This is a genomic window from Paenibacillus sp. 37, assembly GCF_008386395.1.
Lineage (GTDB): Bacteria > Bacillota > Bacilli > Paenibacillales > Paenibacillaceae > Paenibacillus > Paenibacillus amylolyticus_B.
In genome coordinates this window covers 5,805,033-5,826,155 of the sequence record NZ_CP043761.1, presented here as the reverse complement: position 1 = coordinate 5,826,155, position 21,123 = coordinate 5,805,033, and the positions used below count along the sequence as shown (strand labels likewise).

At 44.9% G+C, this 21,123-nt stretch carries 20 protein-coding genes; 10 read left to right on the top strand and 10 right to left on the bottom strand.

Annotated elements, in window-relative coordinates:
* The first annotated feature begins 104 nt into the window (after positions 1–104).
* Positions 105–446, top strand: coding sequence for a hypothetical protein (locus F0220_RS24915; RefSeq protein ID WP_149846793.1), 342 nt, complete (start codon positions 105–107; stop codon positions 444–446).
* Between the two features lie 9 nt (positions 447–455).
* Here F0220_RS24915 and F0220_RS24910 read toward each other — a convergent pair whose 3' ends face one another.
* From F0220_RS24910 to F0220_RS24900, 3 genes are all read right to left on the bottom strand, one after another.
* Positions 456–911 (bottom strand): hypothetical protein, encoded by a 456-nt coding sequence (locus tag F0220_RS24910; RefSeq protein ID WP_149846792.1) that lies wholly within the window; start codon positions 909–911, stop codon positions 456–458.
* Between the two features lie 1,018 nt (positions 912–1,929).
* On the bottom strand, positions 1,930–2,979 hold the full coding sequence (locus F0220_RS24905) for a glycoside hydrolase family 53 protein (protein ID WP_091020822.1): 1,050 nt from the start codon (positions 2,977–2,979) through the stop codon (positions 1,930–1,932).
* A gap of 348 nt (positions 2,980–3,327) precedes the next feature.
* A complete protein-coding gene (locus tag F0220_RS24900; RefSeq protein WP_017692425.1) occupies positions 3,328–3,555 on the bottom strand; it encodes a hypothetical protein in 228 nt (75 codons plus the stop codon).
* Between the two features lie 248 nt (positions 3,556–3,803).
* On the opposite strand from F0220_RS24900, the gene ppk1 reads away from it, so the two are divergent.
* A complete protein-coding gene (gene ppk1 / locus F0220_RS24895) occupies positions 3,804–5,885 on the top strand; it encodes a polyphosphate kinase 1 (protein WP_091020823.1) in 2,082 nt (693 codons plus the stop codon).
* On the opposite strand, the gene F0220_RS24890 is transcribed toward ppk1, so the two are convergent.
* Both F0220_RS24890 and F0220_RS24885 read right to left on the bottom strand, forming a co-directional pair.
* Positions 5,845–7,374, bottom strand: a complete 1,530-nt coding sequence (locus F0220_RS24890; protein WP_188310497.1) for a Ppx/GppA phosphatase family protein — start codon at positions 7,372–7,374, stop codon at positions 5,845–5,847. The two genes, ppk1 and F0220_RS24890, sit on opposite strands and share 41 nt — an antisense overlap.
* A 26-nt stretch (positions 7,375–7,400) precedes the next feature.
* Entirely contained in the window at positions 7,401–7,655 is a 255-nt protein-coding gene (locus F0220_RS24885; protein ID WP_017692428.1) for a hypothetical protein, read from the bottom strand.
* A 237-nt stretch (positions 7,656–7,892) separates the two neighbouring features.
* Between F0220_RS24885 and F0220_RS24880 the strand changes: the two genes are divergently transcribed.
* Together F0220_RS24880 and F0220_RS24875 are read left to right on the top strand one after the other, a co-directional pair.
* Complete coding sequence (locus tag F0220_RS24880; protein WP_091020825.1) at positions 7,893–8,552, top strand: YheC/YheD family protein; 660 nt, start codon at positions 7,893–7,895, stop codon at positions 8,550–8,552.
* Positions 8,553–8,907: 355 nt separating this feature from the next.
* On the top strand, positions 8,908–9,051 hold the full coding sequence (locus F0220_RS24875) for a sporulation histidine kinase inhibitor Sda (RefSeq protein ID WP_017692430.1): 144 nt from the start codon (positions 8,908–8,910) through the stop codon (positions 9,049–9,051).
* A 21-nt stretch (positions 9,052–9,072) separates the two neighbouring features.
* Here F0220_RS24875 and F0220_RS24870 read toward each other — a convergent pair whose 3' ends face one another.
* On the bottom strand, positions 9,073–9,324 hold the full coding sequence (locus F0220_RS24870; RefSeq protein WP_074096361.1) for a hypothetical protein: 252 nt from the start codon (positions 9,322–9,324) through the stop codon (positions 9,073–9,075).
* A gap of 76 nt (positions 9,325–9,400) precedes the next feature.
* A complete protein-coding gene (locus F0220_RS24865; RefSeq protein WP_210109929.1) occupies positions 9,401–10,375 on the bottom strand; it encodes an NAD(P)/FAD-dependent oxidoreductase in 975 nt (324 codons plus the stop codon).
* A 653-nt stretch (positions 10,376–11,028) separates the two neighbouring features.
* Between F0220_RS24865 and F0220_RS24860 the strand changes: the two genes are divergently transcribed.
* A complete protein-coding gene (locus F0220_RS24860) occupies positions 11,029–12,222 on the top strand; it encodes an NAD(P)/FAD-dependent oxidoreductase (RefSeq protein WP_036605766.1) in 1,194 nt (397 codons plus the stop codon).
* The gene (locus tag F0220_RS24855) at positions 12,219–12,473 is read left to right on the top strand and encodes a hypothetical protein (protein ID WP_091020827.1); all 255 of its coding nucleotides are present in this window, start codon (positions 12,219–12,221) and stop codon (positions 12,471–12,473) included. Before F0220_RS24860 ends, F0220_RS24855 begins: the two co-directional genes overlap by 4 nt.
* 151 nt (positions 12,474–12,624) lie before the next feature.
* On the opposite strand, the gene hemQ is transcribed toward F0220_RS24855, so the two are convergent.
* Positions 12,625–13,371 (bottom strand): hydrogen peroxide-dependent heme synthase, encoded by a 747-nt coding sequence (gene hemQ, locus F0220_RS24850; protein WP_149846789.1) that lies wholly within the window; start codon positions 13,369–13,371, stop codon positions 12,625–12,627.
* Between the two features lie 283 nt (positions 13,372–13,654).
* On the opposite strand from hemQ, the gene F0220_RS24845 reads away from it, so the two are divergent.
* Together F0220_RS24845 and F0220_RS24840 are read left to right on the top strand one after the other, a co-directional pair.
* Entirely contained in the window at positions 13,655–13,948 is a 294-nt protein-coding gene (locus tag F0220_RS24845) for a YuiB family protein (RefSeq protein ID WP_091020829.1), read from the top strand.
* A 385-nt stretch (positions 13,949–14,333) separates the two neighbouring features.
* Positions 14,334–15,869 carry a replication initiation and membrane attachment family protein gene (locus tag F0220_RS24840; RefSeq protein ID WP_149846788.1) on the top strand — a complete coding sequence of 512 codons (1,536 nt, stop codon included), beginning with the start codon at positions 14,334–14,336 and terminating at the stop codon, positions 15,867–15,869.
* Positions 15,870–15,973: 104 nt separating this feature from the next.
* On the opposite strand, the gene F0220_RS24835 is transcribed toward F0220_RS24840, so the two are convergent.
* Entirely contained in the window at positions 15,974–16,792 is an 819-nt protein-coding gene (locus F0220_RS24835; protein ID WP_149846787.1) for a hypothetical protein, read from the bottom strand.
* Between the two features lie 461 nt (positions 16,793–17,253).
* Here F0220_RS24835 and F0220_RS24830 point away from each other — a divergent pair, with 461 nt between their 5' ends.
* Both F0220_RS24830 and F0220_RS24825 read left to right on the top strand, forming a co-directional pair.
* Entirely contained in the window at positions 17,254–17,919 is a 666-nt protein-coding gene (locus F0220_RS24830) for a Type 1 glutamine amidotransferase-like domain-containing protein (RefSeq protein WP_149846786.1), read from the top strand.
* A gap of 413 nt (positions 17,920–18,332) precedes the next feature.
* Entirely contained in the window at positions 18,333–18,836 is a 504-nt protein-coding gene (locus F0220_RS24825; RefSeq protein WP_149846785.1) for a helix-turn-helix domain-containing protein, read from the top strand.
* A 219-nt stretch (positions 18,837–19,055) separates the two neighbouring features.
* Here the strand turns inward: F0220_RS24825 and F0220_RS24820 are convergent, their stop codons facing one another.
* Positions 19,056–20,702: an RNA polymerase sigma factor gene (locus F0220_RS24820; protein WP_188310496.1), complete on the bottom strand. Its 1,647-nt coding sequence runs from the start codon at positions 20,700–20,702 to the stop codon at positions 19,056–19,058.
* Positions 20,703–21,123: the final 421 nt, after the last annotated feature.

Below are 21,123 nucleotides of genomic sequence, written 5' to 3'. Positions count from 1 at the left end.
ACGATGGAATGACAAAAACTAAGAAGGCAGCTGATCAACGTTATGGTAAAATAAAGGAGTAATAACCAAAAAGAGTAATAGAAAAACGAGGAGGCGACAGATATATGATGGTTAATAACGGTTACCGCAAACGTGATCCATTCTTTGTAAAGAAGGGTGTAGTTAAGATACTATTTCAGTTTGCAGTTTCAGCAATAATTGGTAGTATATATGGGTTCATGATGGTCAACGAGACGATAGGTGGATATATTAATAAACTATTACCGAGCATGAATGGTCCGGATTTTCATTTATATCTGCCCGTTGTGATAACGGTGTTCATCTACTCATGTTTTATTCAGAAGAGACAACGGATTTTACTTGAAAAAATCTCATTTAGTTGTCTCCATATTTTTATTGCCCTGCTAGGCTGTATTTCTGCAGTTGTTGTGTTATTAGTGATCTAATTCGGATTCCTACGTATCCATACCTTCAGGCCCATCAACTGCATCAATGACACCTACAGCGAGTGTTGTTACCGCAGCGGCTGCTAAAAGATTCTTGGCACCCAGCTTGACTCTGTCCTTATCTTCCTCTTTCATGCCCACAACAACATCTTTACCGCTGTTATATACATACTTGGCTGATATCGCTACACCTTTTGCAGTAGTGGTTACGGCACCTCCAATATCAGCAAGCCCCGCGTCTATGGTAGTATCATCTTTTCGAATTGCACCACTGGCAAGATCATATGTACCACTAGCCAGTTGTCCAATGGTTTTGCCTGTATTGATCGTAGCTTTCTCTACACCGTTCCCGATTTCTTTGATAAAGGGGCTACCTGCGATCTCACCAACAACCCTGACGCTGCCACCCAACACTTTTCCGGTAACTTCCCCAGCCAATTGACCTATCCCTTTTAAAAAACTCATCCATTTTCCCCCGCTCCAATAAGAAGTTGATCCTATGTGTTATCTCAATAAACTTATTATATTCATATGTAAGCCAAAAGAACATCAGTCTCCAGCCCGAGTGGTGCACCCCTCCCCGATTGATCGACACGCTTGAGAAGTGCCCGATCCGATCCAGGAACGCCCACCACGCTGCAACCTCAACGCACTTCATCACAAAAAGGCGCTACTCCCACAGGAATAGCGCCTTCGTGCACTTGTTTCACCTTACTACTTAATCCATTTGACTACCCACGGTTTAGAAGTGCCTCACAGAAGCAGCAACGTAGTGGAGGGGGCGGAATCGATTCTGAAGAAGCGAAGCGGTCGCCTTTATCCCCGGATTTTCCCCTTACAAGGGGAATTCATAAAATCTGGGGATAACAGCGATCATAAGAACGATCCGCCCTTGAACGCCCAGCACGTTGCGCCCTTAACGCACTTCATCGCCAAAAGGCGCTACTCCCACTGGGAACAGCCTTCCGTCTTTCGTTACCCTAATAACTTGCCTACACACGGTTTTAGAAGTGTCTCAAGGAGCAGCAACGTAGTGGAGGGGGCGGAATCGATTCTGAAGAAGCGGAGCGTTCGCCTTTATCCCCGGATTTTCCCCTTACAAGGGGAATTCATAAAATCTGGGGATAACAGCGATCATAAGAACGATCCGCCACCGGAACGCCCACCATCGTGCTACCCCAAAGCGCGCACTTCATCACAAAAAGGCGCCACTCCCACAGGAATAGCGCCTTCAGCCCTTGTTTTACCTTACTACTTAATCCCATTTGACTACACACGGTTTTAGAAGTGCCTCACACAGAAGCAGCAACGTAGTGGAGGGGGCGGAATCGATTCTGAAGAAGCGAAGCGGTCGCCTTTATCCCCGGATTTTCCCCTAATAAGGGAATTCATAAAATCTGGGGATAACAGCGATCATAAGAACGATCCGCCCCCGGAACGCCACCACGCTGCCCCCCAAAGCCCGCACTTCTACCCACCGTACCTAGTCAATAAATCCTTCCATGACCGCCGTTGGCATCATATTAGACTGCCATGCGCCTTTGCCATAGCCGCCATTGTACCCTGGTGTAGCCTGAGGCTCCCAGTAGAATACACCTTTTCCTTTGCCGTTTGGCAAATTGCGGATTTGGTTTTTCATCGCGGCAACAAAACTTTTTCCAGCTGCAGCTTGGTTATTGTCCATGCCAATTTCGGAGATGATGATCTCTTTGCCATAACGGTTGATCATATCCTTGGCATTGTTTACCGTATTCGTCACAGCGGTGTTCCAGCCGGAAGCTGAAGGATAGAGGGACATGGCGATCATGTCAAAGTTAGCTCCGTTATTGATCAAACCACCAATATTCCATACATAGAGGGCGTTATCATCTCCACCTGCGAGATGCACAATGGTTTTGGTACCGCTGCTCAGGGATTTTACTGCATTATGGCCTGTATTCACCAGCCACGCATAGTTTTTCATGTTGGTGGATGCTTTGCCATCTTCCCATAACATGCCGTTGCTTGTTTCATTCCCGATCTGTACCCAGTCCGGGGTAACGCCTTTGCTCTGCATCGCCGTCATGACATCACGAGTGTGGTTCCATACCGCATCCATGAGCTGTTGGAACGTATAGTTTTTCCAGGCAGCAGGTTTAGTTTGTTGACCAGGGTCTGCCCAGGAATCGCTGTAGTGCAGGGTAAGCATTACACTCATGCCGGCATTCTTGGCACGCTGTGCGAGTGTAGCCGCACGATCCTTATTCATGTAACCGTTCCCATAATCATTCGAAGGATTAACGAATACCCGAATGCGGACGGAGTTGATTTGATAGTCTTTTTTCAAAATATCAATGATGTCACGCTGAACTCCGTTTTTATCTTTCCATTTGTACCCTTGGGCTTCCATTCCGGGAACCCAACTGATGTCGGCTCCTTTGGCGAAACTTGGTGCTGCGCTGGCATGCTGACCTGCGGGCAACAGGATGGAGGTGAATAACAAAACAAAAGCCAACATGATGGATGTCTTGAAACCCCTTACATTTTTGAACATTACAAGATGCCTCCTCGGATTTAGGTTGAGTTGCATCCTAATTATAGCCATCCTGGTTTGCTCTACTAAAGGGTCTATTTCCAATATTTTGGGTGTTTTCTCAACCTCTCTACAGAAAAAAGACAAAACAAAAAGCCGTCCGAAGACGGCTTTTCTACCCGTGGCGCTTTTTAAAACATTGATCCGTATCCCGCGCCTCCACTAGACTCTTTTAATTTGAGCTAGTGGATCGGGTAAGGGACACGTTCAACATGACATTAGAAATGTTGACGCACCTCCTTTCCTTGTGGCAAGAGTATACAACACCTTGTTTCGCAAAGCTAGTCTTTTTTACGTAGTTATGCAAAATTATTTTTCAGTCTGGAACATCGTGATATCTCGTGCATAATGGCTCTTTGTTCCGTCATTGTTTCGGATGCGCACACTGTCTTCACTGATTCGTTCCACAATGCCACAACCTACCTCGCAATAGACGCCAGCCGGGTCTTCCTGCCATGCGCTTACCATACATTGCGATAGTGCAGCCGTGAAAAACTCTATATTTTTTTGTAACGTTCTAGGTTTGTTGGATTTCATTATATACTCCTTTAATCAAATATATTTGGAATGAGAACAAGCAACCGGACCAAATCACACTGTACTTCACTTTACTCTGTCTATTGACCTTTGTAAAGGGATGGAAAAAGTTGCGGCCATGAGGTATCATTTACATAAATTTTACGTAGCGTTTACACTGCGCTGACGCTTGATGTTGATTACGAATAGTACAATTATATGAGAACTTCTAACCAAGAATAGATATGCAACACATTCGGAGGCCATACATGCATAGAGACGTCAAAACAGGTAACTACGTTAATCGTGATTTGAGTTGGGTTGAATTTAATCGGCGCGTACTTCAGGAGGCCCAGGATCCAACAACGCCTCTGCTGGAACGCATGAGATTTCTCGGCATTGTCGCTAGTAATCTGGACGAGTTCGTCAGTGTAAGGGTGGCAGAGACAAAAGAGAAGATCAAGGCCGGATTCACGCAAAAAGATTTTACAGGATACACGCCTTCGGGATTGTACCGCAGATTGATCAAACGAACCGGGACCATGGTCGCCGAACAGTATAAAACGTATCGTGAACTCATTCGTCTACTCGCCAAGAAAGGCGTGAACATTCAGGAATATACAGATCTTAATGTGACACAGCAGCGCGCAATGGACCAATACTTTCATGAGATTATTTTTCCGGTACTCACACCGATGGCGATTGACCAGAGTCGTCCGTTCCCACTGGTACACAACAAGTCTGTCTATCTGTCCGTGATGTTACAGAAGGAAGGGGAGCAAGAGGGCGAGCCGTTTATGGCTATTGTTCAGGTACCTTCCAATCTGCCGCGGGTAGTTCAGGCTCCCATTCGGGCGAATAGCAAAAAGAAAACATTCATATTGATTGAAGATCTTATCAAACATCATATCCATACGCTCTTCAGCGGATATATCTCGCTTGCTGCACAGGAGTTCCGAGTGACCCGCAATGCGGATCTGTTCATTAATGAAGAAGAAGCGGAAGATCTGCTTGAGGCTATTGAAAAAGAATTGCGACGCAGACGCCGCGGGGCTCCTGTACGACTGGAAGTCTGCAAGGATTTTCGTCCGGATGCCTTATTGGAATTGCAGGATGAATTTGATATTCAGGACCCGGTATATGAAATTGATGGACCACTCGATCTGAGTTTTCTGGCGGGATTCGTAGACAGTCTGGAAAGTTTCTCACATCTGAAATACAGTCCGGTGAAGCCAGTCTACCCACTTGAGTTTCTCCCAAGAGAAAGTCATTTTGAGTTGCTGCGCAAACGCGATGTACTGGTGCATCATCCATACGAATCGTTTGAACCAGTCACTGATTTTATATTGGAGGCTTCGGAAGATCCAAGAGTTCTGGCTATCAAGATGACATTATATCGGGTCAATGGCGATTCACGCCTTATTCCGGCACTTGCACTTGCCGCTGAGAGTGGTAAGCAGGTCACGGTGGTGGTGGAATTGAAAGCCCGGTTTGATGAAGAGCGTAACATTGCTTGGGCCCGTAAGCTGGAGAAGGCCGGATGTCACGTGGTTTATGGACTGGTTGGACTCAAGACCCATGCCAAAATCATTCTTGTCGTACGCAGGGAACAGCAGGGGCTGAGACGTTATGTTCATGTAGGAACCGGTAACTATAATGAGAGTACAGCCAAAGTGTATACGGACGTGGGACTGTTCACCTCTAATCCGATTATTGGGGAAGATGCATCCGAATTGTTCAATGAGATTACCGGATACTCCGGTCCGAAGGCATTGCAGGCGTTCCGCGTAGCTCCGGATGGTATGAAGGATGAGTTGTTTGCACTGATTCGTAGAGAAACGGAGCACGCGCTGAAAGGGAAACCTTCCAGAATCATTGCCAAGATCAACTCCTTATCCCATCAGGAAATGATTGATGAATTATACGAGGCTTCTCAAGCCGGCGTGCAGATCGATCTGATTGTGCGTGGTGTATGTTGTCTGCGTCCGGGGGTAGAGGGGCTCAGTGAGAATATTCGGGTCATTAGCATTGTGGATCGTTTTCTGGAGCATTCACGGTTGTTTTATTTTGAAAATAGCGGCAACCCGGATGTATTCATCTCCAGTGCAGACTGGATGACACGTAACCTGAATCGAAGAATTGAACTGATGTGTCCCGTGTTCGATCCAGAGCTGAAGAAAATGCTGGTCGATATTCTTAATCTGTCCCTTATGGATAATGTCAAAGCCAGAGAGCTTATGCCTGGTGGCAATTATGTATTTGTAAAAAATGAAAAGCCCCCGCTGAGAAGTCAGACGGAGGCCATGGGTATTATCCCTTGGAAGCCTGCTGAATGGAGTGCGTTAACGTAACTCCCCAGGCTTCCTTCAGATCCTTGACGGCCTCTTCCAGGCCATCAAGTTCCAGTAACGGCTCAGCTGTACAGGTGAATTGCACCTGCAGCGAGTCGTTTTCTTTTGTTGCTTCAATCGCAGCGATGCTTTCGGATCGATTGATGGCTTCAGCTACGCGCAGCAGAGAGCCAATACGATGAGCATGCCGCTCATCCGAGTTTTTCAGAATGTCCCGGTGCTTATTCAGCAGCTGGGGCGTTCTTTTTTTTGGATGATAATCAGCTGCACTGGCACTTAGAATGGTCTCCCGATGAGAAAGTCCATAGATGCTTGAATTCATGATCCAATAGGCCGAGTGCTGTGTATAACGGAAATAGTTAATCTGCTTACCTGCCATGTGCAGCATGGAGGATGCATACAGGATTCGGGCATCTGCTTGATCAGGAGGGGTACCTTGTAATGCCGTATACAGGGTAACCATATCCTGATGAATCCGTTGCAGACGTTTCTCTGGAATAGGCGGACCAAAATGGATAAAGTTGCGGATACTGTCTTTCAGCGCGTCTGGAACGACCGGCTGACCTCCAGCCATGTAATCACGCAACAACCCGTCTCGTAGACCCGCACCACTAACCACATAACGATCTCCCTGTATTAACTGGAAGATGGTTCGCAGGATCAGTACGCCGGGCACAATGATGTCTGCGCGATCTTTGGCGAGCCCAGGTACCTTTTTACGCTGTGCTGAGGTGAAATGTGGCAAGGTGCGAGCAATATTCTCCATCGCTTCCTCACTGATCTCATAATGATGGCTCACAGGCAAAGAATACTGGGTACGCTTCTGTTCCACTTTGGCAAGTGTACGCATTGTGCCGCCAAGTCCGATGAGTGGCAGACCAGGGTGCTCACGAATCCAATCCTGTCCACGGAGAGCCTCAATGACTTCGTTGCATAATGCATTTGCATTTTCCTCGGTCCACTGATCTTCGCCCCCATAACGGGCATGTGAATTCACTGCACCAATAGGGAGGGAGATGCTATGTAACCTCTTCCGATTCTGAAAGACCGTGATCTCTGTGCTGCCGCCTCCAATATCCACGACGTAACCATCAGCCAGATCAATGGATTGAGTGACACCAAGGAACCCATAATAGGCCTCCCGATCTCCCGATACACATTCAATGGTAAGCCCCGTCTCGGTCTCCAGCCATTCAATAATCTCCAGGACATTGCTTGCATTACGAATAGCTGCGGTAGCTGCTGCGCGAATCAGTTTGGTCTGATACGCTTCACAGGTCGCTTTGAATTGACGCAAGATGGTGATGGCTTTATCCAAAGAGTGGCGAAGGATGGTACCATCCGGCTCAACAACGCTGCTCAGACGAGCAGCGTATTTGTCTTCATGAATGATGCGATAGGCTGCATCCTGATCCAGTTCATATATAACTAGACGAATGGAGTTCGAGCCGATATCAATAATTCCTAAGGTTTCATTAGTACGTGTCATAAGCATCTCCTTCTACAGAGGTTCAACTACCCGAAGTGAAGAAGGGCAGCCATGGCTTCCGGTGAACCCGGCGGTGTGGCAGAGAAGGGCGTAGTTAACATAACAACAATGATAAAGACGATGAAACAGGCAAATATAAGACAACTCACGGCAAAGCCGCGATTACGCTTTTGCATAAACAGTCGAATACCTGTGACAAAGAGAAGTACCGTAACAGCTACCAGAACGATCGACATTGCAAAATAGGCTACGCCATAAAGTGATTTGAAAAATGCTTCCATTTGTTCAGAACGCTCCTTAGATCCTCATATTTAAGCCCTTCCAGCCATTCCTTAGTAGCATACGACAGATTGACTTGTTTGAAAAGCAAACCGGGCGCTTGTTCCCGTTTCCGCCATCACCCCTGGGACAGGTTACATGGAAAAGGGGCCTTTGCCGTGGACAGACATCCAAGAAAGCAAGGCTTCTGTTGAGTATGTATAAGGAAGGACTATTGTTTCAAGGAAGGAGATCAACCCATGTCGAGACAACTTGCAAGCAAATGGCGGAAGACAGCGGCTCTGATGAAATACCCGGTAGCTGCTGTCCATATCCCACAGACCAAGGCATTCAACTCGGGTAATCTGCTGCAAATGCTCAGTCATTATGGAATGGTGTATGTCAAACCTATTGTAGGAGGTGGAGGTTACGGTGTCATCCGGGTATCGGCGAGCGGTGGGGCTTATCGATACACCCATATGAAAACGACCCGTTCTTTCACCAGTTTCAGCCAGATGTATCGCTCTCTAGTGCGTGTAAAGGCTAGACGCAAGTACTTGATCCAGCAAGGCATTCATCTGGCAACAATTCAAGGGAGACCTGTTGATTACAGAGTCAAAGTGGTCAAAACCGAACGAGGCTGGGTATTCCGTTCCTTAGTAGGACGACTCGCTCGTCCCGGACTCTGTGTGACGAATCTGAGCAAGGGTGGAACCATGTTATCAGGAAGGCGAGCTCTTGGTTTATCCCTGCCACATATATCCGGTCGGCACAAACGCCGGGAGATGCGTTCCCTTACACTGACATGTACGTACATTATGGAAAGACATTTCCCTGGTGTAGGTCAGCTTGGATTTGATTATGGACTGGATTATTCAGGCAAGATTTGGATTCTGGAAGTGAATACCAGACCCCAATAGAAAATGAATGGGAAAACTCAAGAAAATTCAAGAAAATCCGATAATATATAGAAGAAAACGATATGAAAACCGTTTGAAATTTTACATTACAGGGTAATTTACTCGCAACAAGTCTTGAAACTATGAATTTATTCCAAAAAAAATACGCAGATAAACGTTCTGACAGTAGTACAAACTCCCTGTGCATAAATATTGTCCACACTATACACGTTGATTACTCTGTATTTTTTCCATTTATCAACAAACTATGCACAGGATTTCCACATATCGTTGTGGATAACAAGAACGCTTGTTCTCTATATGAATCTCTGATATGATAGTTTTGAGGAAAAAAAAGGAAAGGTTGTGGCGGGAAATGGCTATGTTATCCGATGAGATGTTGTTGGATTCCTACCATAAAGCGATTGAGTTGAATCTCGAACGAGATTTCATCGCACTGCTGTTGGCAGAAATCCATAAGCGCAAACTGGGTACCGACGTATCTGCCATTCTTCACTAGAGATCCTCATTGCAGGCAATGTTACAGGTTTCCGGACAAGTCCCATAGTGAGACTGGCCATGGCGTGCTTGTTTGACAATGGTGACAGTACATCACATGATTGCAAACGTTTTCGACTTCGTCTGCCGTGTCAGAGGAAGGTTGGAATACGTAGGGGCTGTATGGTCCGGTGTAATCATCCAATTTGCCGCATTCTAACAGTCCCTGAAGGCAGTGGGGGCAAGCCTGCTCCGGTACAACCAGACCGTTACACAGCGGGCATATATAAGACAAGGGTATCCCTCCTGATATGGATTCACTCAGGAGTAAGATACCCTTTTTTGTATCAATATATGTTATTTCAGCAAAACTAGCGTTTCATGTTACTGCTGTGTCCTGGGGACAATTTGGCATCCGGATCGAAGTATACCTTTGCATTGTTGACGGCTGTTGGAGCTTCGCCGAATCCGACAGCGATCAGCTTCAGTTTACCTGGGTATGTTGTGATATCTCCGGCAGCGAAGATTCCTGGAATAGATGTTTCCATGCGGGAATCAACAACGATGGAGTTACTGTCAATTTCGATACCCCACTCGGCAATTGGTCCGAGAGAAGAGACAAATCCGAAGTTAACGATCACGTCATCTACTTCGATTTCCTGAGTTTCTTTGGTTTTCACATGGGAAAGGGTTACTTTGGTAATCGTGTCATCCCCATGAAGTTCCGTGATTTCGGTCGGTGTAACGACATTCACCTTGGAATTCATCAGGTTTTCGACACTGTGCTCATGTGCACGGAACTTGTCCCGGCGATGAATCAGCGTCACTTGCTCAGCGATAGGCTCCAGCATGAGTGCCCAGTCTACCGCGGAGTCACCGCCGCCACTGATCAATACTTTTTTGCCGGCGAAGGCATTCAGATCACTGATGAAGTAGTGCAGGTTGCTCTTCTCGAACTTGGCAGCACCTTCAAGCTCCAGACGACGTGGTTCGAATGCACCTACACCAGCTGTAATAATGACGGCTTTGGCATGATATTCATTCTCATCCGTTTTCACGACGAAATGTTGCTCATCCTTTTTCTCCACCGATATAACCTTTTCTTCAAGGCGGATGTTCGGGTTAAAATGACTCATTTGCTCAACCAGGTTATTCACCAGTTCCTGAGCCGTTACTTTCGGGAATCCGGCTACATCATAGATGTATTTCTCCGGATAAAGAGCGGCAAGTTGTCCGCCAAGCTGTGGCATACTTTCAACCAGTGTAACGGATGCCTGACGCATCCCACCATAAAACGCGGCGAACAGACCCGCAGGGCCTCCACCGATAATAAGTAAATCAGTCATATCATGACTGGAATTTTGTGCAGTCAAGAATCAACAACACCTTTCATATTTTAATAGGTAGTTAACAGAAAGAATGTGCAGGCTACGTATCGTAACCGGCATGGGTGCTGAACTGTCTTTCCTATTATAAACGGTGTATTCAGGGTTGCAAAGTTAGCGGCGTCACGAAACTGGGAACAATTGATGAAGATCAGATGAGAATAGGATGAAATTGGAAATGAAAGGTTATGAAAAATAACAAAAAAAACCTTGATCTTTACTAGAAATACAGATATCCTTGACCTGTACTATGTGTTTTTTTGTCTAATTTAGAGTCAATATGTAATATGAAGACAGATCCCGTGTTTTGTAGAATCTTGTGGTTAATTTCACAACTTGAAACGATAACTTGCGTGCAAACGTATCAATTTCATAAACCTTTAGTTGCTTCAATCAAGTCTAGATATAGATCAAAACGGTTCGATACGTCGATATCTAGTTTCATAAAATCCATTTTTAGTGAGTTATGAAATTGATGCAAACGTTTAAATAAATTCGCGAAGTTAACATTTGTTGTCATAATGGGCAAGACATCATCAATATTTGTAAGTATGTGCATTTTGCATCTCACCCAAGATCGGGCTGATGCAAGTGAAACCGGAAGGGGTATAGACATGAGCAGTATTCCCAAAATCGTCATCCTCGGCGCGGGCTATGGCGGGATTCTGACAGCCCAGCGGCTGCAGAAGGAATTGAACTATAACGAGGCCGACGTCACATTGGTGAACCGGCATGATTATCATTATATTACTACACATCTACATATGCCGGCAGCCGGCACGGATACCATTGAGCATGCAAGAGTACCCATTTCTAAGCTGATTGATGAGTTCAAGATTGATCTGGTCAAGTCTTCCGTGAAGGAGATTCGTCTGCAGGATCGGAAGATTATTCTGGAGGATGGCACGTTATCCTATGATTATCTGATTATTGGACTAGGCGGTGAGCCTGAGACCTTCGGTATTCCGGGGATGCTCGATCACGCCATGACAATCCGCAGCATTAACTCGGTCAGACTGATTCGAGAACACATCGAATATCAATTTGCGATGTACAAAAACGATAACAAACGAAATCGTATTCGGTTTGTCGTAGGTGGAGCGGGTTTCAGTGGTGTTGAATTCGTAGCTGAACTTGCAGATCGTATTCCACAGCTGTGCAAGGAGTTCGACGTGAATCCGAAACACGTGCACATCTACAATGTAGAGGCAGCGCCTTCAGCTTTGCCTGGATTTGATCCGGAACTGGTAGAGCATGCGATGAATGTGCTCAAGAAGAAGGGCGTTACTTTCAAAATTGGTGTTCCAATCAAGCAATGTCTCCCGGACGGGGTTATTGTGGGTGAGGGTGAAAAGCTCGATGCGGCTACAGTCGTATGGACCGGCGGTATTCGCGGTAACTCATTGCTTGAACAGGCAGGTCTTGAAGTGATGCGAGGACGTGTGAAAGTAGATGATTATCTGCGTGCCCCGGGACATGAGCATGTCTATGTGATTGGTGATAATTCACTGGTCTTCAACGCGGAAGGACGGCCTTATCCGCCAACAGCCCAGATTGCGATGCAGCAGGGTGTAAACTGCGCCAAGAACGTCGTGGCATCCATTCGCAAGAAACAGCCACAACCTTTTGTATTTACGAGCAAAGGCACGGTTGCTTCATTGGGTAAAGGTGAAGCCATTGCTGTTGTAGGCGGCAAGAAATACAAGGGCTGGAAAGCGGCTCAGTTGAAGAAGCTGGTTGATCTGCGTTATCTGTTCATCATTGGTGGTATTCCGCTAGTCCTGAAGAAAGGGCGTTTTTTTGGATGAGACATTGCAGTGTTCAGGTCCGGGGACTATTAACACGTGAAGAGCTGGATCGATACAACGCCCTGATGCAGGTCGGTGGTTATCTCGAGGAACAGGATCAGTATGATCTGGCCTACATCGTGCAGAAAGAAGTGGATATTCTCATTATGCCTGCGATTGAGCGGCTTAAAGAGAAGGGGCGTGACCGTGATCGGGCCACAGCCGAGTTCCTCGAATCGCTAAAAGCGGTAGATGAAGAGGACGATGATTAAGAATTAACAGGGGCTTATAAAATAGAGTGAACAACTGCAAATGGATCATCGTCCGACTTGGTTGTCCACACGTACATGAATGAGAAAAAGCACCGCTGACAATATCCTTTACAGGAGATGTCGCGGTGCTTTATTGTGCTTTGCATTATGTTTACAGCTTAAGCATGTCTTCCAACGTTTCTTCGTTCAAGAGGCTTCCCACATAGAACGAACCGAATTCGCCATAACGGGCACTCACTTCATCAAAACGCATCTCATAGACAAGTTTTTTGAACTGAAGTGCATCATCCGCAAATAGCGTAACGCCCCATTCCCAATCGTCGAAACCGACAGAGCCGGTAATGATCTGTTTCACTTTACCCGCATAGCTGCGACCAATCATGCCGTGACTGCGCATCATGGTGCGACGCTCGTCCATGGACAACATGTACCAGTTGTCATTCAGCTCACGTTTTTTGTTCATCGGATAGAAGCAGATGTATTGTCGTTGTGGCAGAACGGGTTTCAGACGGGCGATAATCTCCGGATTCTGCATCGGGTCTTCGCCTTCTTTGCCAAGATAGTTGCTCAGTTCCACTACACTAACGTAGGAATACGACTTCGTTGTGTATTGGGCAAACATCGTTTTGTTAAATGCGTTTTCAACAGCCTTCAGATCTTCCAGCGTTTCACGCAGGTGCATCATGCAAAGGTCAGCCTTTTGTCCCACTACGGTATAAACGACCGTGCTTCCCTGGGATGAATTCTCGACTTCTTTCCATTCCTTCCAGAATTCCTCCAGCTCGTCCAGCGCTACAGCACGTTCCTCATCATCTGCTGCTTTCCAGGCGGCCCAGTTAATCGAGCGAAAATCATGCAGGGCATACCAGCCCTCCAGTGTTGATGCGGCTTCGTTCATTGGTTGTGTTCCTCCTGCAAGGTATATTTCCAAATCCCTATAAGAGGTTGTTCAAAAAGTCCGCACTGAAAACCGGTCTTTTTGAATACGCACTATAAGGGATGGGTGATTGCTTTATCGTTTACATTGTATCCCAACATGAAGCAGAAGGGCAAATGAACAGAGTATAATTATAGGGAAATTTGTCCAGAAAGTTCGTTGCTTCGCCACATTTTTTGCGGTACACTAACTACTATCCAGAAGTGAAACCTGAATGTGTGAAAGATGAGGTGAGTGTCGCCCGATGCAATTTATACCTGTTTTGGTATTAATGGTATTATTTTTCGTTATGATGTTTGGTATCGGTTTCATTCTGAACATGCTGATGAAGACAACCTGGTTTCCTTCCTATCTGTTCATTATTGTAATTCTGCCTGTTGTTGTATACTCTCTATGGGATCAGTCGTCATCTCTGATGTCACATCTGGGTTCTTTCCAGCTTGTAGACTATATGACGGGCATCGCTGGACTGGCTGGTGCGATAATCAGTGGCTGGACGATCCAGAAGTTGCGTTTGGGTGGGTACAGAATGTTTTAGATTGTTGGAAAGAGGTAACACATGTCACTGTGATCGCGTGAAAGTCTTGTCTTTGTCGTAAACGCTTACGAGTACAAAGGGAAGGCTTTTTTTGCTATTCATTTATATTAGAAGGATTATTGTACACTTGTACTTCATATACATCTGGAGAACATTCTCTTCAGATCTTCACTTGTATTCTGCTGCTATAGCTTTTATAGTATTCTAGCGACTCTCGACATTTTATTTTAGAAATTTGCTGAATTCGGCGAAAACGTGAATGATGTCGACCTAGGACGAAACGGAGCGAGAACAGGCCATCTTTTTACCTGTTTTTGAGCATTTGAGGATCAGACATTTATGATAGAATAGATAAACATACTTTTGGGGAGAAGGAGATCAGGCTATGCGCATGAAGAATCTGCACCATTATACTGAACATCATCGCTACTGCGTATACAGGGAGTTTGGACTTAGTGCCCTGGATGACCGTATGCTTACAGGAGCATATCAGCCCATGGTAGGTGCTTTTGCGGTTGGCTTGTATCGGCTGTTGTTTCAGCATCTTCCCGGTGAACAGGTCGGTTATTCGCCGCTTGAACAGCAACGGAGGCTGTTCATGACACTTGGCTTGGAGCCAAGTGAGAAAGGGCGCAAATATTTGTTAGAGCAGACATCCAAGCTTGAGGCAGTGGGGCTACTTCAGACTTCACGCCTATATATACCGGAAAATGATGATTACATCTACGAATATGAGCTGCAACCGCCGCTCTCTCCGGCAGAGTTTTTCCGGACACAGCATTTGACACTGCTGCTTCGTGACAAGATTGGTAAATTCGCAGTCCTTTCCCTGCGTTCCGGTTTCTCGGCAGTGGAAAATGGGGACGCGCCTTATCCGGCAGCCAATAAAGAGAATATTTCCGTTCCCTTTTACGATATATTTGAATTGAATACCCACGTAATTGATTACGAGTTGGAGCAGGCTTTGTCGGAAGTATCAACTACGGCCCAGCGGACAGGCACGAATGATGCAGCGGAAGAAAACAGTTTGAACTATGCCGACATTATTTTGCGTTTCCCGCGGGAGTCCGTCAATCGTCGTCATGTGGAACAGTTGCGTTTCGATCATGAACAACTGGGCATTGTAAATTATGTAGTAAACAAGTTTAACCTCAGTGTGCAGGATGTATGCCGTCTGCTGGATGAAGATGATATCTTCACTCCACAGGGCCAGCTGATTCTGGATGATCTTCAGCATAAAGCGAGCATGCAGTTCAGACAGACGAAGAAGCGTCATGAGCAACAGACCGTACAGGCGGCCAAGGTTGTGGCGCTGAGACAGCATATGGAGGAGCCAGAGCGGAAAGAAGACTCCGGTGAACCACCTGTTGAGCATGGGGTACAGATGGAATATTACGTCGAAGTACCTCCACAATTTATGACCAAGTGTGATATTCATCAATACAATATGATGTTGCGCAATGAGCCATACACACGTCTGCTGCAGACGTTTTTCCCAGGTGCAGTACCGGACAATCTGATCGATATATTTGAGAAAATTGATCTGAGTTACAAGTTGCCGGGTGAAGTTATCAATGTATTGATTCATTATTTGATGGCATTGCTTGTATCTGGCGGCGAGCAGCGGATTAACCGTAACTTCGTTGAGGCGATCGCCTCCAACATGTTGCTCAAGCAGGTGAACTCCTACGAGAAAGCCGTCCAATATATTCGTGATCAGGCCAAGGTCAAAGGCAAACAGGCTGCTGGTGCAGCTGGAACCCGTACCCGTACATACGGCAAAGGAACCAAAGCCAAGCCCGAAATTCCGATTGTACAAGACATAAGCACCGATGGGGATGCCGTATCTGAGGAAGAGTTTGAAGAGATGATGAGATTTGCCCAGCAGATGCAAGCGAGTAAGCAAAAAGGAACATCTTAAATATTTTAATAAAGCCAAAAGACGAGTCCTTAATGGAGACTCGCCTTTTTTCTATATAAGTTGAACTGAAGAAAAACGTATTTTCCGTCCAATCTTTTTTTTTATTATTTTGCAGGATATTTATCTAATTTAAACCACTGCTGAAATTCTTTTTTTGTGATTTTTTTTACAGGCTTAACTTTTTTGCTTCCTGTATCGTATCTGAAAAGAATCCATTGATCTGAAGGATACTCACTAATATAATCAATACTTTTTCCGTTCTTATGCCATAATATTAGACCTGTGCTGATATAGTTGGTTGCCCGAGGGAGATAAACAACACTGTCTTTCTTAGTTTCGTATATTGCTAACGTGCTTTTCTCCGTATTTCCATAAGAAAATGCAATGATGTCTTCTTTTGGTGACCAATTATATGATGAAATGGTTTCTACATTTTGTTTACCTGCTTTTTCAAGACGTTCGTTTATAATCGTGTACTTTCCTGTTTTAAGGTTCATGAGAATGAGGTTGCTGCCAGCACTTTTTTCTACTTGGATAGCAATCCATTCATTTGATGGAGATTGAGCAACACTAGTGATATCCAATAATTTAACTTCAAAATCTCCCGTTTGTAGGGTGTGCTTTTCTTTACCATGAGTAACTACAATGGTGTCAATTATGTTTTGTTCAAAATCGGCAGCAGCATCTAGCTTTAAGGTGTTCGCGGTTATCGTGATGTTGTCACCTCTCCAGACAATTTTGTTTGAGCTTATTGTTTTTTCAAACTTAGATATACTCTGGTATGTCGAAGCGTTCACAGAAGTTGATTTAGCAGCAACGTGTGCTATTTTATCAGAAGTATGAAACGAAGCCGATGCAGATGATAACGTACCCATGCTTCCTAAGACAATTACGCTTGATAATAAAACATTGGTGTATTTCATTAGTATCTCTCCTTCATTTTGAGAAGTCGGTTACATGAAGTGATTCCCTCCAGAACTACTCCAATCTTTGCGTATCATTATTCATTTGTAAAGATATCAAATCATAGAGAATTATCATCCATCGCGAAAAGTAACGATTGAAGTATATCCTGATATGCCATCGTTTCACCAAGCGGTCGGTGAAGCAGATGCTCCAAATTGGTTCATGGGTACCTATGAGGAGAGTATTCTTAAAAATGTTCCGAGAAGGAATTGCATCAGAAGATGGTAGAATTTATAAGTAAGTAACCCATACAAAAGTGTTTGTTGCCCGGGGGAAGGACCGGGCTTTTTTTAACGTGGTTATAGTTATGGTACATGTACTATCAATAAATTGGATTATTTTGTATAATGCATGTAAAAAGAGGTTGTCTATGATTCCTATGGATGAATGTAAATAATACATATGGAGGTAATTAAGTTTGAGTACTCACTACTATTTCAGTTGGTTTAATCATTTTTTCCCAGAGAAGCTGGTCCATTGTTTGCAGGAGGATATACAAGATAGAAAATCACTTGTCATGATTAGTGCTGATCCGGCTGGTTATAATGATGAGCCAATTAACATGGATGATATTACTGAATGGACCTGGTTGAATCAGGCTAATATTATTTTTGATGAGTATCATTTCATTGATTACCGCATGCAGAAGGAAGATGCCCAGCGATCCATTCAGAACGCTTCTGTCATTTTTTTATGCGGTGGATATCCTGTTCTGCAGAACGAATTTTTGGCGGAATATGAATTATCAGATGTTATTAAGAATAGTAATGCCGTTATCATGGGTGCCAGCGCCGGTGCCTTAAACATGGCTGCAAAATGGTTAAGCTTGAATAAGACGGATGAAGTTGAAACAAGTACTATTTATGATGGTATTGGCTTTGATCATTTTGCCTACGAATCTCATTCTCAACGCGACTACGCCACGTTTGTTCAAGGCTACCTGTTCCCCTTGTCTGAAGAGATTGATGTTTATGCGGCAGAACAGGAGAGCGCTATACGTGTAAAGAACGGCAAAATAGAAACAACGGGACCTGTATATTTAATTTCCCACTCAAAGATTCAGAAGTTGGTTGAGACACTCTAATTAGGGTGAGTGGCTGTGAGTTACATAAGTGATTCCTTTTGATGTATAAAATCTAGGCTAACAGGCAAATCATCTCAGGTCTCCTTTCTATGATTAGAATGCGTTTGTAAACAGATGTAATCTTAATATCCCTAGGACTTATAGTCGGCAGGGTAGCGAAGTGATTAGTTGCTTATTTCAACTAACGGACTGACAATAGGGATCGTTGCAAAAATGCTAACGATCCTTTTTGGTATACCTTTACAGAAAGTAGAGAACACGAAAATTATATTTGGATGATGAGCTCCTCATTAAGCTAACGGGCAGGTTAGTTTAATGAAACTATGAGTTGCAATTTGAAGAGTGTTTTTCAACCACAATTTGATATACATAAATAAGTTCCTGAATTACTATTCATTTTAGGAGGTGAAACAATGATAAATATTAAGCGGGTCGGGGAGATCATAGCAAGAAACCGTAAAGATTTATCCATGACGCAAACACAACTTGGTGAAGTTTTAAAAGTTAGTCATCAGGCTGTTTCAAAGTGGGAGAGAGGTGCATGTTTACCTGATATTGATATATTAGTTCGATTAGCTAAGATATTTAATAATACAGTCGATTATTTCCTAGAAGAGAATGATGCTCATATAAGTAAAACGAATATACTTAATAACAAGAATGACATTTGGAAATCAGTTCTAGAAAAAATAAAAGACCAAATCTCTCAGCCAAGCTTTGATAGGTGGTTTACAGGTACTACAGCAATTCAAATTGACAACACTCTCATTATTTCAGGTCAAGATCAGTTTGCCACAGACTGGTTATATCAGAGGTACTCCCATATGATTTCAAAAACTATAGATGAAATTAGAGGGGATAATGATTTAGAGGTAACTTTTCTTTTTTCTGAAGGTACTGAAAATACAGAACCATAAAGTTTGAGCATTAAGCTAACGGGAAACGTTATACGATTGCGATTAAAAACTACCCATGACGCACATGCGTCATGGGTAGTTTTTAATCATTTCCATACGTTCAGGAGGGGGTCTTGTGAAATAGCGATGTCCTAATCACTTCGTTGGACAGACAGAGTTTTGTGTAAAAATGGCCACCGCCCGGGAACGACTATTCTTCGTATTCATTTCCGAACCGCCTTACTTGACCGGCCCCATCCAGGTCGAAATCGTCTTCTGCTGGTGCGGCAACGGCGGTTTCAACTTCCCGTTATCGATCAAATGTTTCAAAATATAAGCGACCAGCCGACCTCCTCCGGTGTTGCCTCTCACCATGTAAGCAAGCTGCGGCTCCAAATGCTTCGGCTGATTTTGCAGGAACAGGTTGAGCATTTTGTCGTAGAGCTTGCCGACAGCAGGCGCATAAAGAGCGGACAAATCCGGCATTGCCTTGTTCAACCGTTCCAACGTTTGCGGAGAGTCCATCCAGACCGCATTGAACTTGTACCCCTCCTCCGTCTTGCGGATGTATCCTTTCTCCAGCAGGAACGAATATTGCTCAGCGTTCTCTTCGTTGTCGGGCAGTTCTCCTTGTTGGAAAGCATGACAAATCTCGACATTCCGGTATTCCAGGAAACGCCAATCCACCTGGCGGTCGCTCCAGTGCGTATTGAATTGCCACAAGTATAAGGGAGTGTCTTCGACGTAGCGGAGCGACGGACCGAAGGTGACGTAACTACTCATATCAAAACCCGGATCGGCATAGTGGCTCCGATTTAACGCCGCATAGGCAATATATTGACCTCCGTCCTTTCGCATTGGTGCGACCGCATCGAAGTTGTCGCCCGCCGGCATGCTCCGCCAAGATTGCTCCTCGATGTTCTTGGGCAGCAAGGTCCAGAGCAGGAAGTTATAGTCACCGTCTGGAATGTACACTCCGCTGTCCTCTACTTGCCGGCGAACTTCCATTAACGCGTCGAAATGAACATCGGCCACTTCGGCGGCACAATCTTGCCAGAGTTGATGACCAGCTACGGCTAAGTCGAAGAGGTCCCAGACGATGGTATTGCTTTGATATTTGCCGGCAGAGGTTTGGATGAGAAAATTGTAATCGGCCAGGTGCCGGACTTCGCCTTCCAGCAAAGATGGCGGCATTCCAAGCTCCTCCGCGATTTGATGTACGGTACGCGCCTTATGATAAGCCGCGTAAACGATATTTTGCGCCAAGGCGCGTCCAAGAAAATCGTTGGTTTCGCCCAGGCTGCCGGCCGAACCGGAATGGCCCATTTCCCCCATGCTGACCGGATTGACACTTAAAGTTCCTGTTGCACGCATACGTTTCATCCCTTTCCGTAACTTCTTTTTGGCCTCGCTCAAATGCCATTTCACCGTGTTGACAGGAATGTTCAGAGCAATCGCGATATCGCTTATTTTCAGCTCGTCGTAGTAATGCATGACCACGATCCGGCGATGGATGTCGGACAGAAACGCGACTTCTCGGCGCAGCTCGCGGTAAGCTTCGGTTACCAGCAACCGGTCAAGCGGCTCCCGGGAAGGGGCGGCCGACAGTTCGGACATGCCGTTGATTTCGAACGCTTGGGGAGCGTGCGCACGCTTTTTCAACCAATTCACCCAAGTGTATCGGGCAACCGTCCAGACGTAAGCGTCAAGGCTTCTAATGTCCCGCACCCCGGAGAAGGATTTCAACAACTGCAGCATAATCTCCTGAGCCAGATCCTCCGCCTCGGCCCGCTGCTTGACCCGGTTTAAGGCAAAACCGAAAATCGGTTTGACATAGCTCCGAATCGCTTCCGCCGCTTCTTTTCCGTTATTTCTATTTGAATCCATTTTACGCCTCCATAGTTGCATCTGTAATTCCTGACAATTATATAGTGTGTCAGGCGAAATAAAGGTTGGGATTATTTTTAAAAAATTTGGACGTCCTACCGGATCACTCATACACGTAAAATTACAAACATCAGGATTAGGCCATTTAAATGGTTAAAGAGACGTTATGAACTTTTTGTTAAGTATATTGGAAAAGAGTTAAACAAGTTGAAGATTACTTTAGATATAAAGTTCTCACTTTTAGTATATAAAGATACTTTTTTCCGTTCAACTATGGGAGGATACACCGGTACTCGTTACCTAAATAAACGTAATGATAAAAGAAATGTTGGATTTCAGTTTAAAAAGCAGCCCAATTTGACCTGCCTAAATAAGTTAGCAATTAGGTAAATGGCAAGAATCGTCTGTTGGCAGAACTGTA

Coding starts and splice junctions, on each gene's coding strand:
- F0220_RS24915 (WP_149846793.1), top strand. CDS start 105: ATGATGGTTAATAACGGTTACCGCAAACGTGATCCATTCTTTGTAAAG.
- F0220_RS24910 (WP_149846792.1), bottom strand. CDS start 911: ATGAGTTTTTTAAAAGGGATAGGTCAATTGGCTGGGGAAGTTACCGGA.
- F0220_RS24905 (WP_091020822.1), bottom strand. CDS start 2,979: ATGTTCAAAAATGTAAGGGGTTTCAAGACATCCATCATGTTGGCTTTT.
- F0220_RS24900 (WP_017692425.1), bottom strand. CDS start 3,555: ATGAAATCCAACAAACCTAGAACGTTACAAAAAAATATAGAGTTTTTC.
- ppk1 (WP_091020823.1), top strand. CDS start 3,804: ATGCATAGAGACGTCAAAACAGGTAACTACGTTAATCGTGATTTGAGT.
- F0220_RS24890 (WP_188310497.1), bottom strand. CDS start 7,374: ATGACACGTACTAATGAAACCTTAGGAATTATTGATATCGGCTCGAAC.
- F0220_RS24885 (WP_017692428.1), bottom strand. CDS start 7,655: ATGGAAGCATTTTTCAAATCACTTTATGGCGTAGCCTATTTTGCAATG.
- F0220_RS24880 (WP_091020825.1), top strand. CDS start 7,893: ATGTCGAGACAACTTGCAAGCAAATGGCGGAAGACAGCGGCTCTGATG.
- F0220_RS24875 (WP_017692430.1), top strand. CDS start 8,908: ATGGCTATGTTATCCGATGAGATGTTGTTGGATTCCTACCATAAAGCG.
- F0220_RS24865 (WP_210109929.1), bottom strand. CDS start 10,375: ATGACTGATTTACTTATTATCGGTGGAGGCCCTGCGGGTCTGTTCGCC.
- F0220_RS24860 (WP_036605766.1), top strand. CDS start 11,029: ATGAGCAGTATTCCCAAAATCGTCATCCTCGGCGCGGGCTATGGCGGG.
- F0220_RS24855 (WP_091020827.1), top strand. CDS start 12,219: ATGAGACATTGCAGTGTTCAGGTCCGGGGACTATTAACACGTGAAGAG.
- hemQ (WP_149846789.1), bottom strand. CDS start 13,371: ATGAACGAAGCCGCATCAACACTGGAGGGCTGGTATGCCCTGCATGAT.
- F0220_RS24845 (WP_091020829.1), top strand. CDS start 13,655: ATGCAATTTATACCTGTTTTGGTATTAATGGTATTATTTTTCGTTATG.
- F0220_RS24840 (WP_149846788.1), top strand. CDS start 14,334: ATGCGCATGAAGAATCTGCACCATTATACTGAACATCATCGCTACTGC.
- F0220_RS24835 (WP_149846787.1), bottom strand. CDS start 16,792: ATGAAATACACCAATGTTTTATTATCAAGCGTAATTGTCTTAGGAAGC.
- F0220_RS24825 (WP_149846785.1), top strand. CDS start 18,333: ATGATAAATATTAAGCGGGTCGGGGAGATCATAGCAAGAAACCGTAAA.
- F0220_RS24820 (WP_188310496.1), bottom strand. CDS start 20,702: ATGGATTCAAATAGAAATAACGGAAAAGAAGCGGCGGAAGCGATTCGG.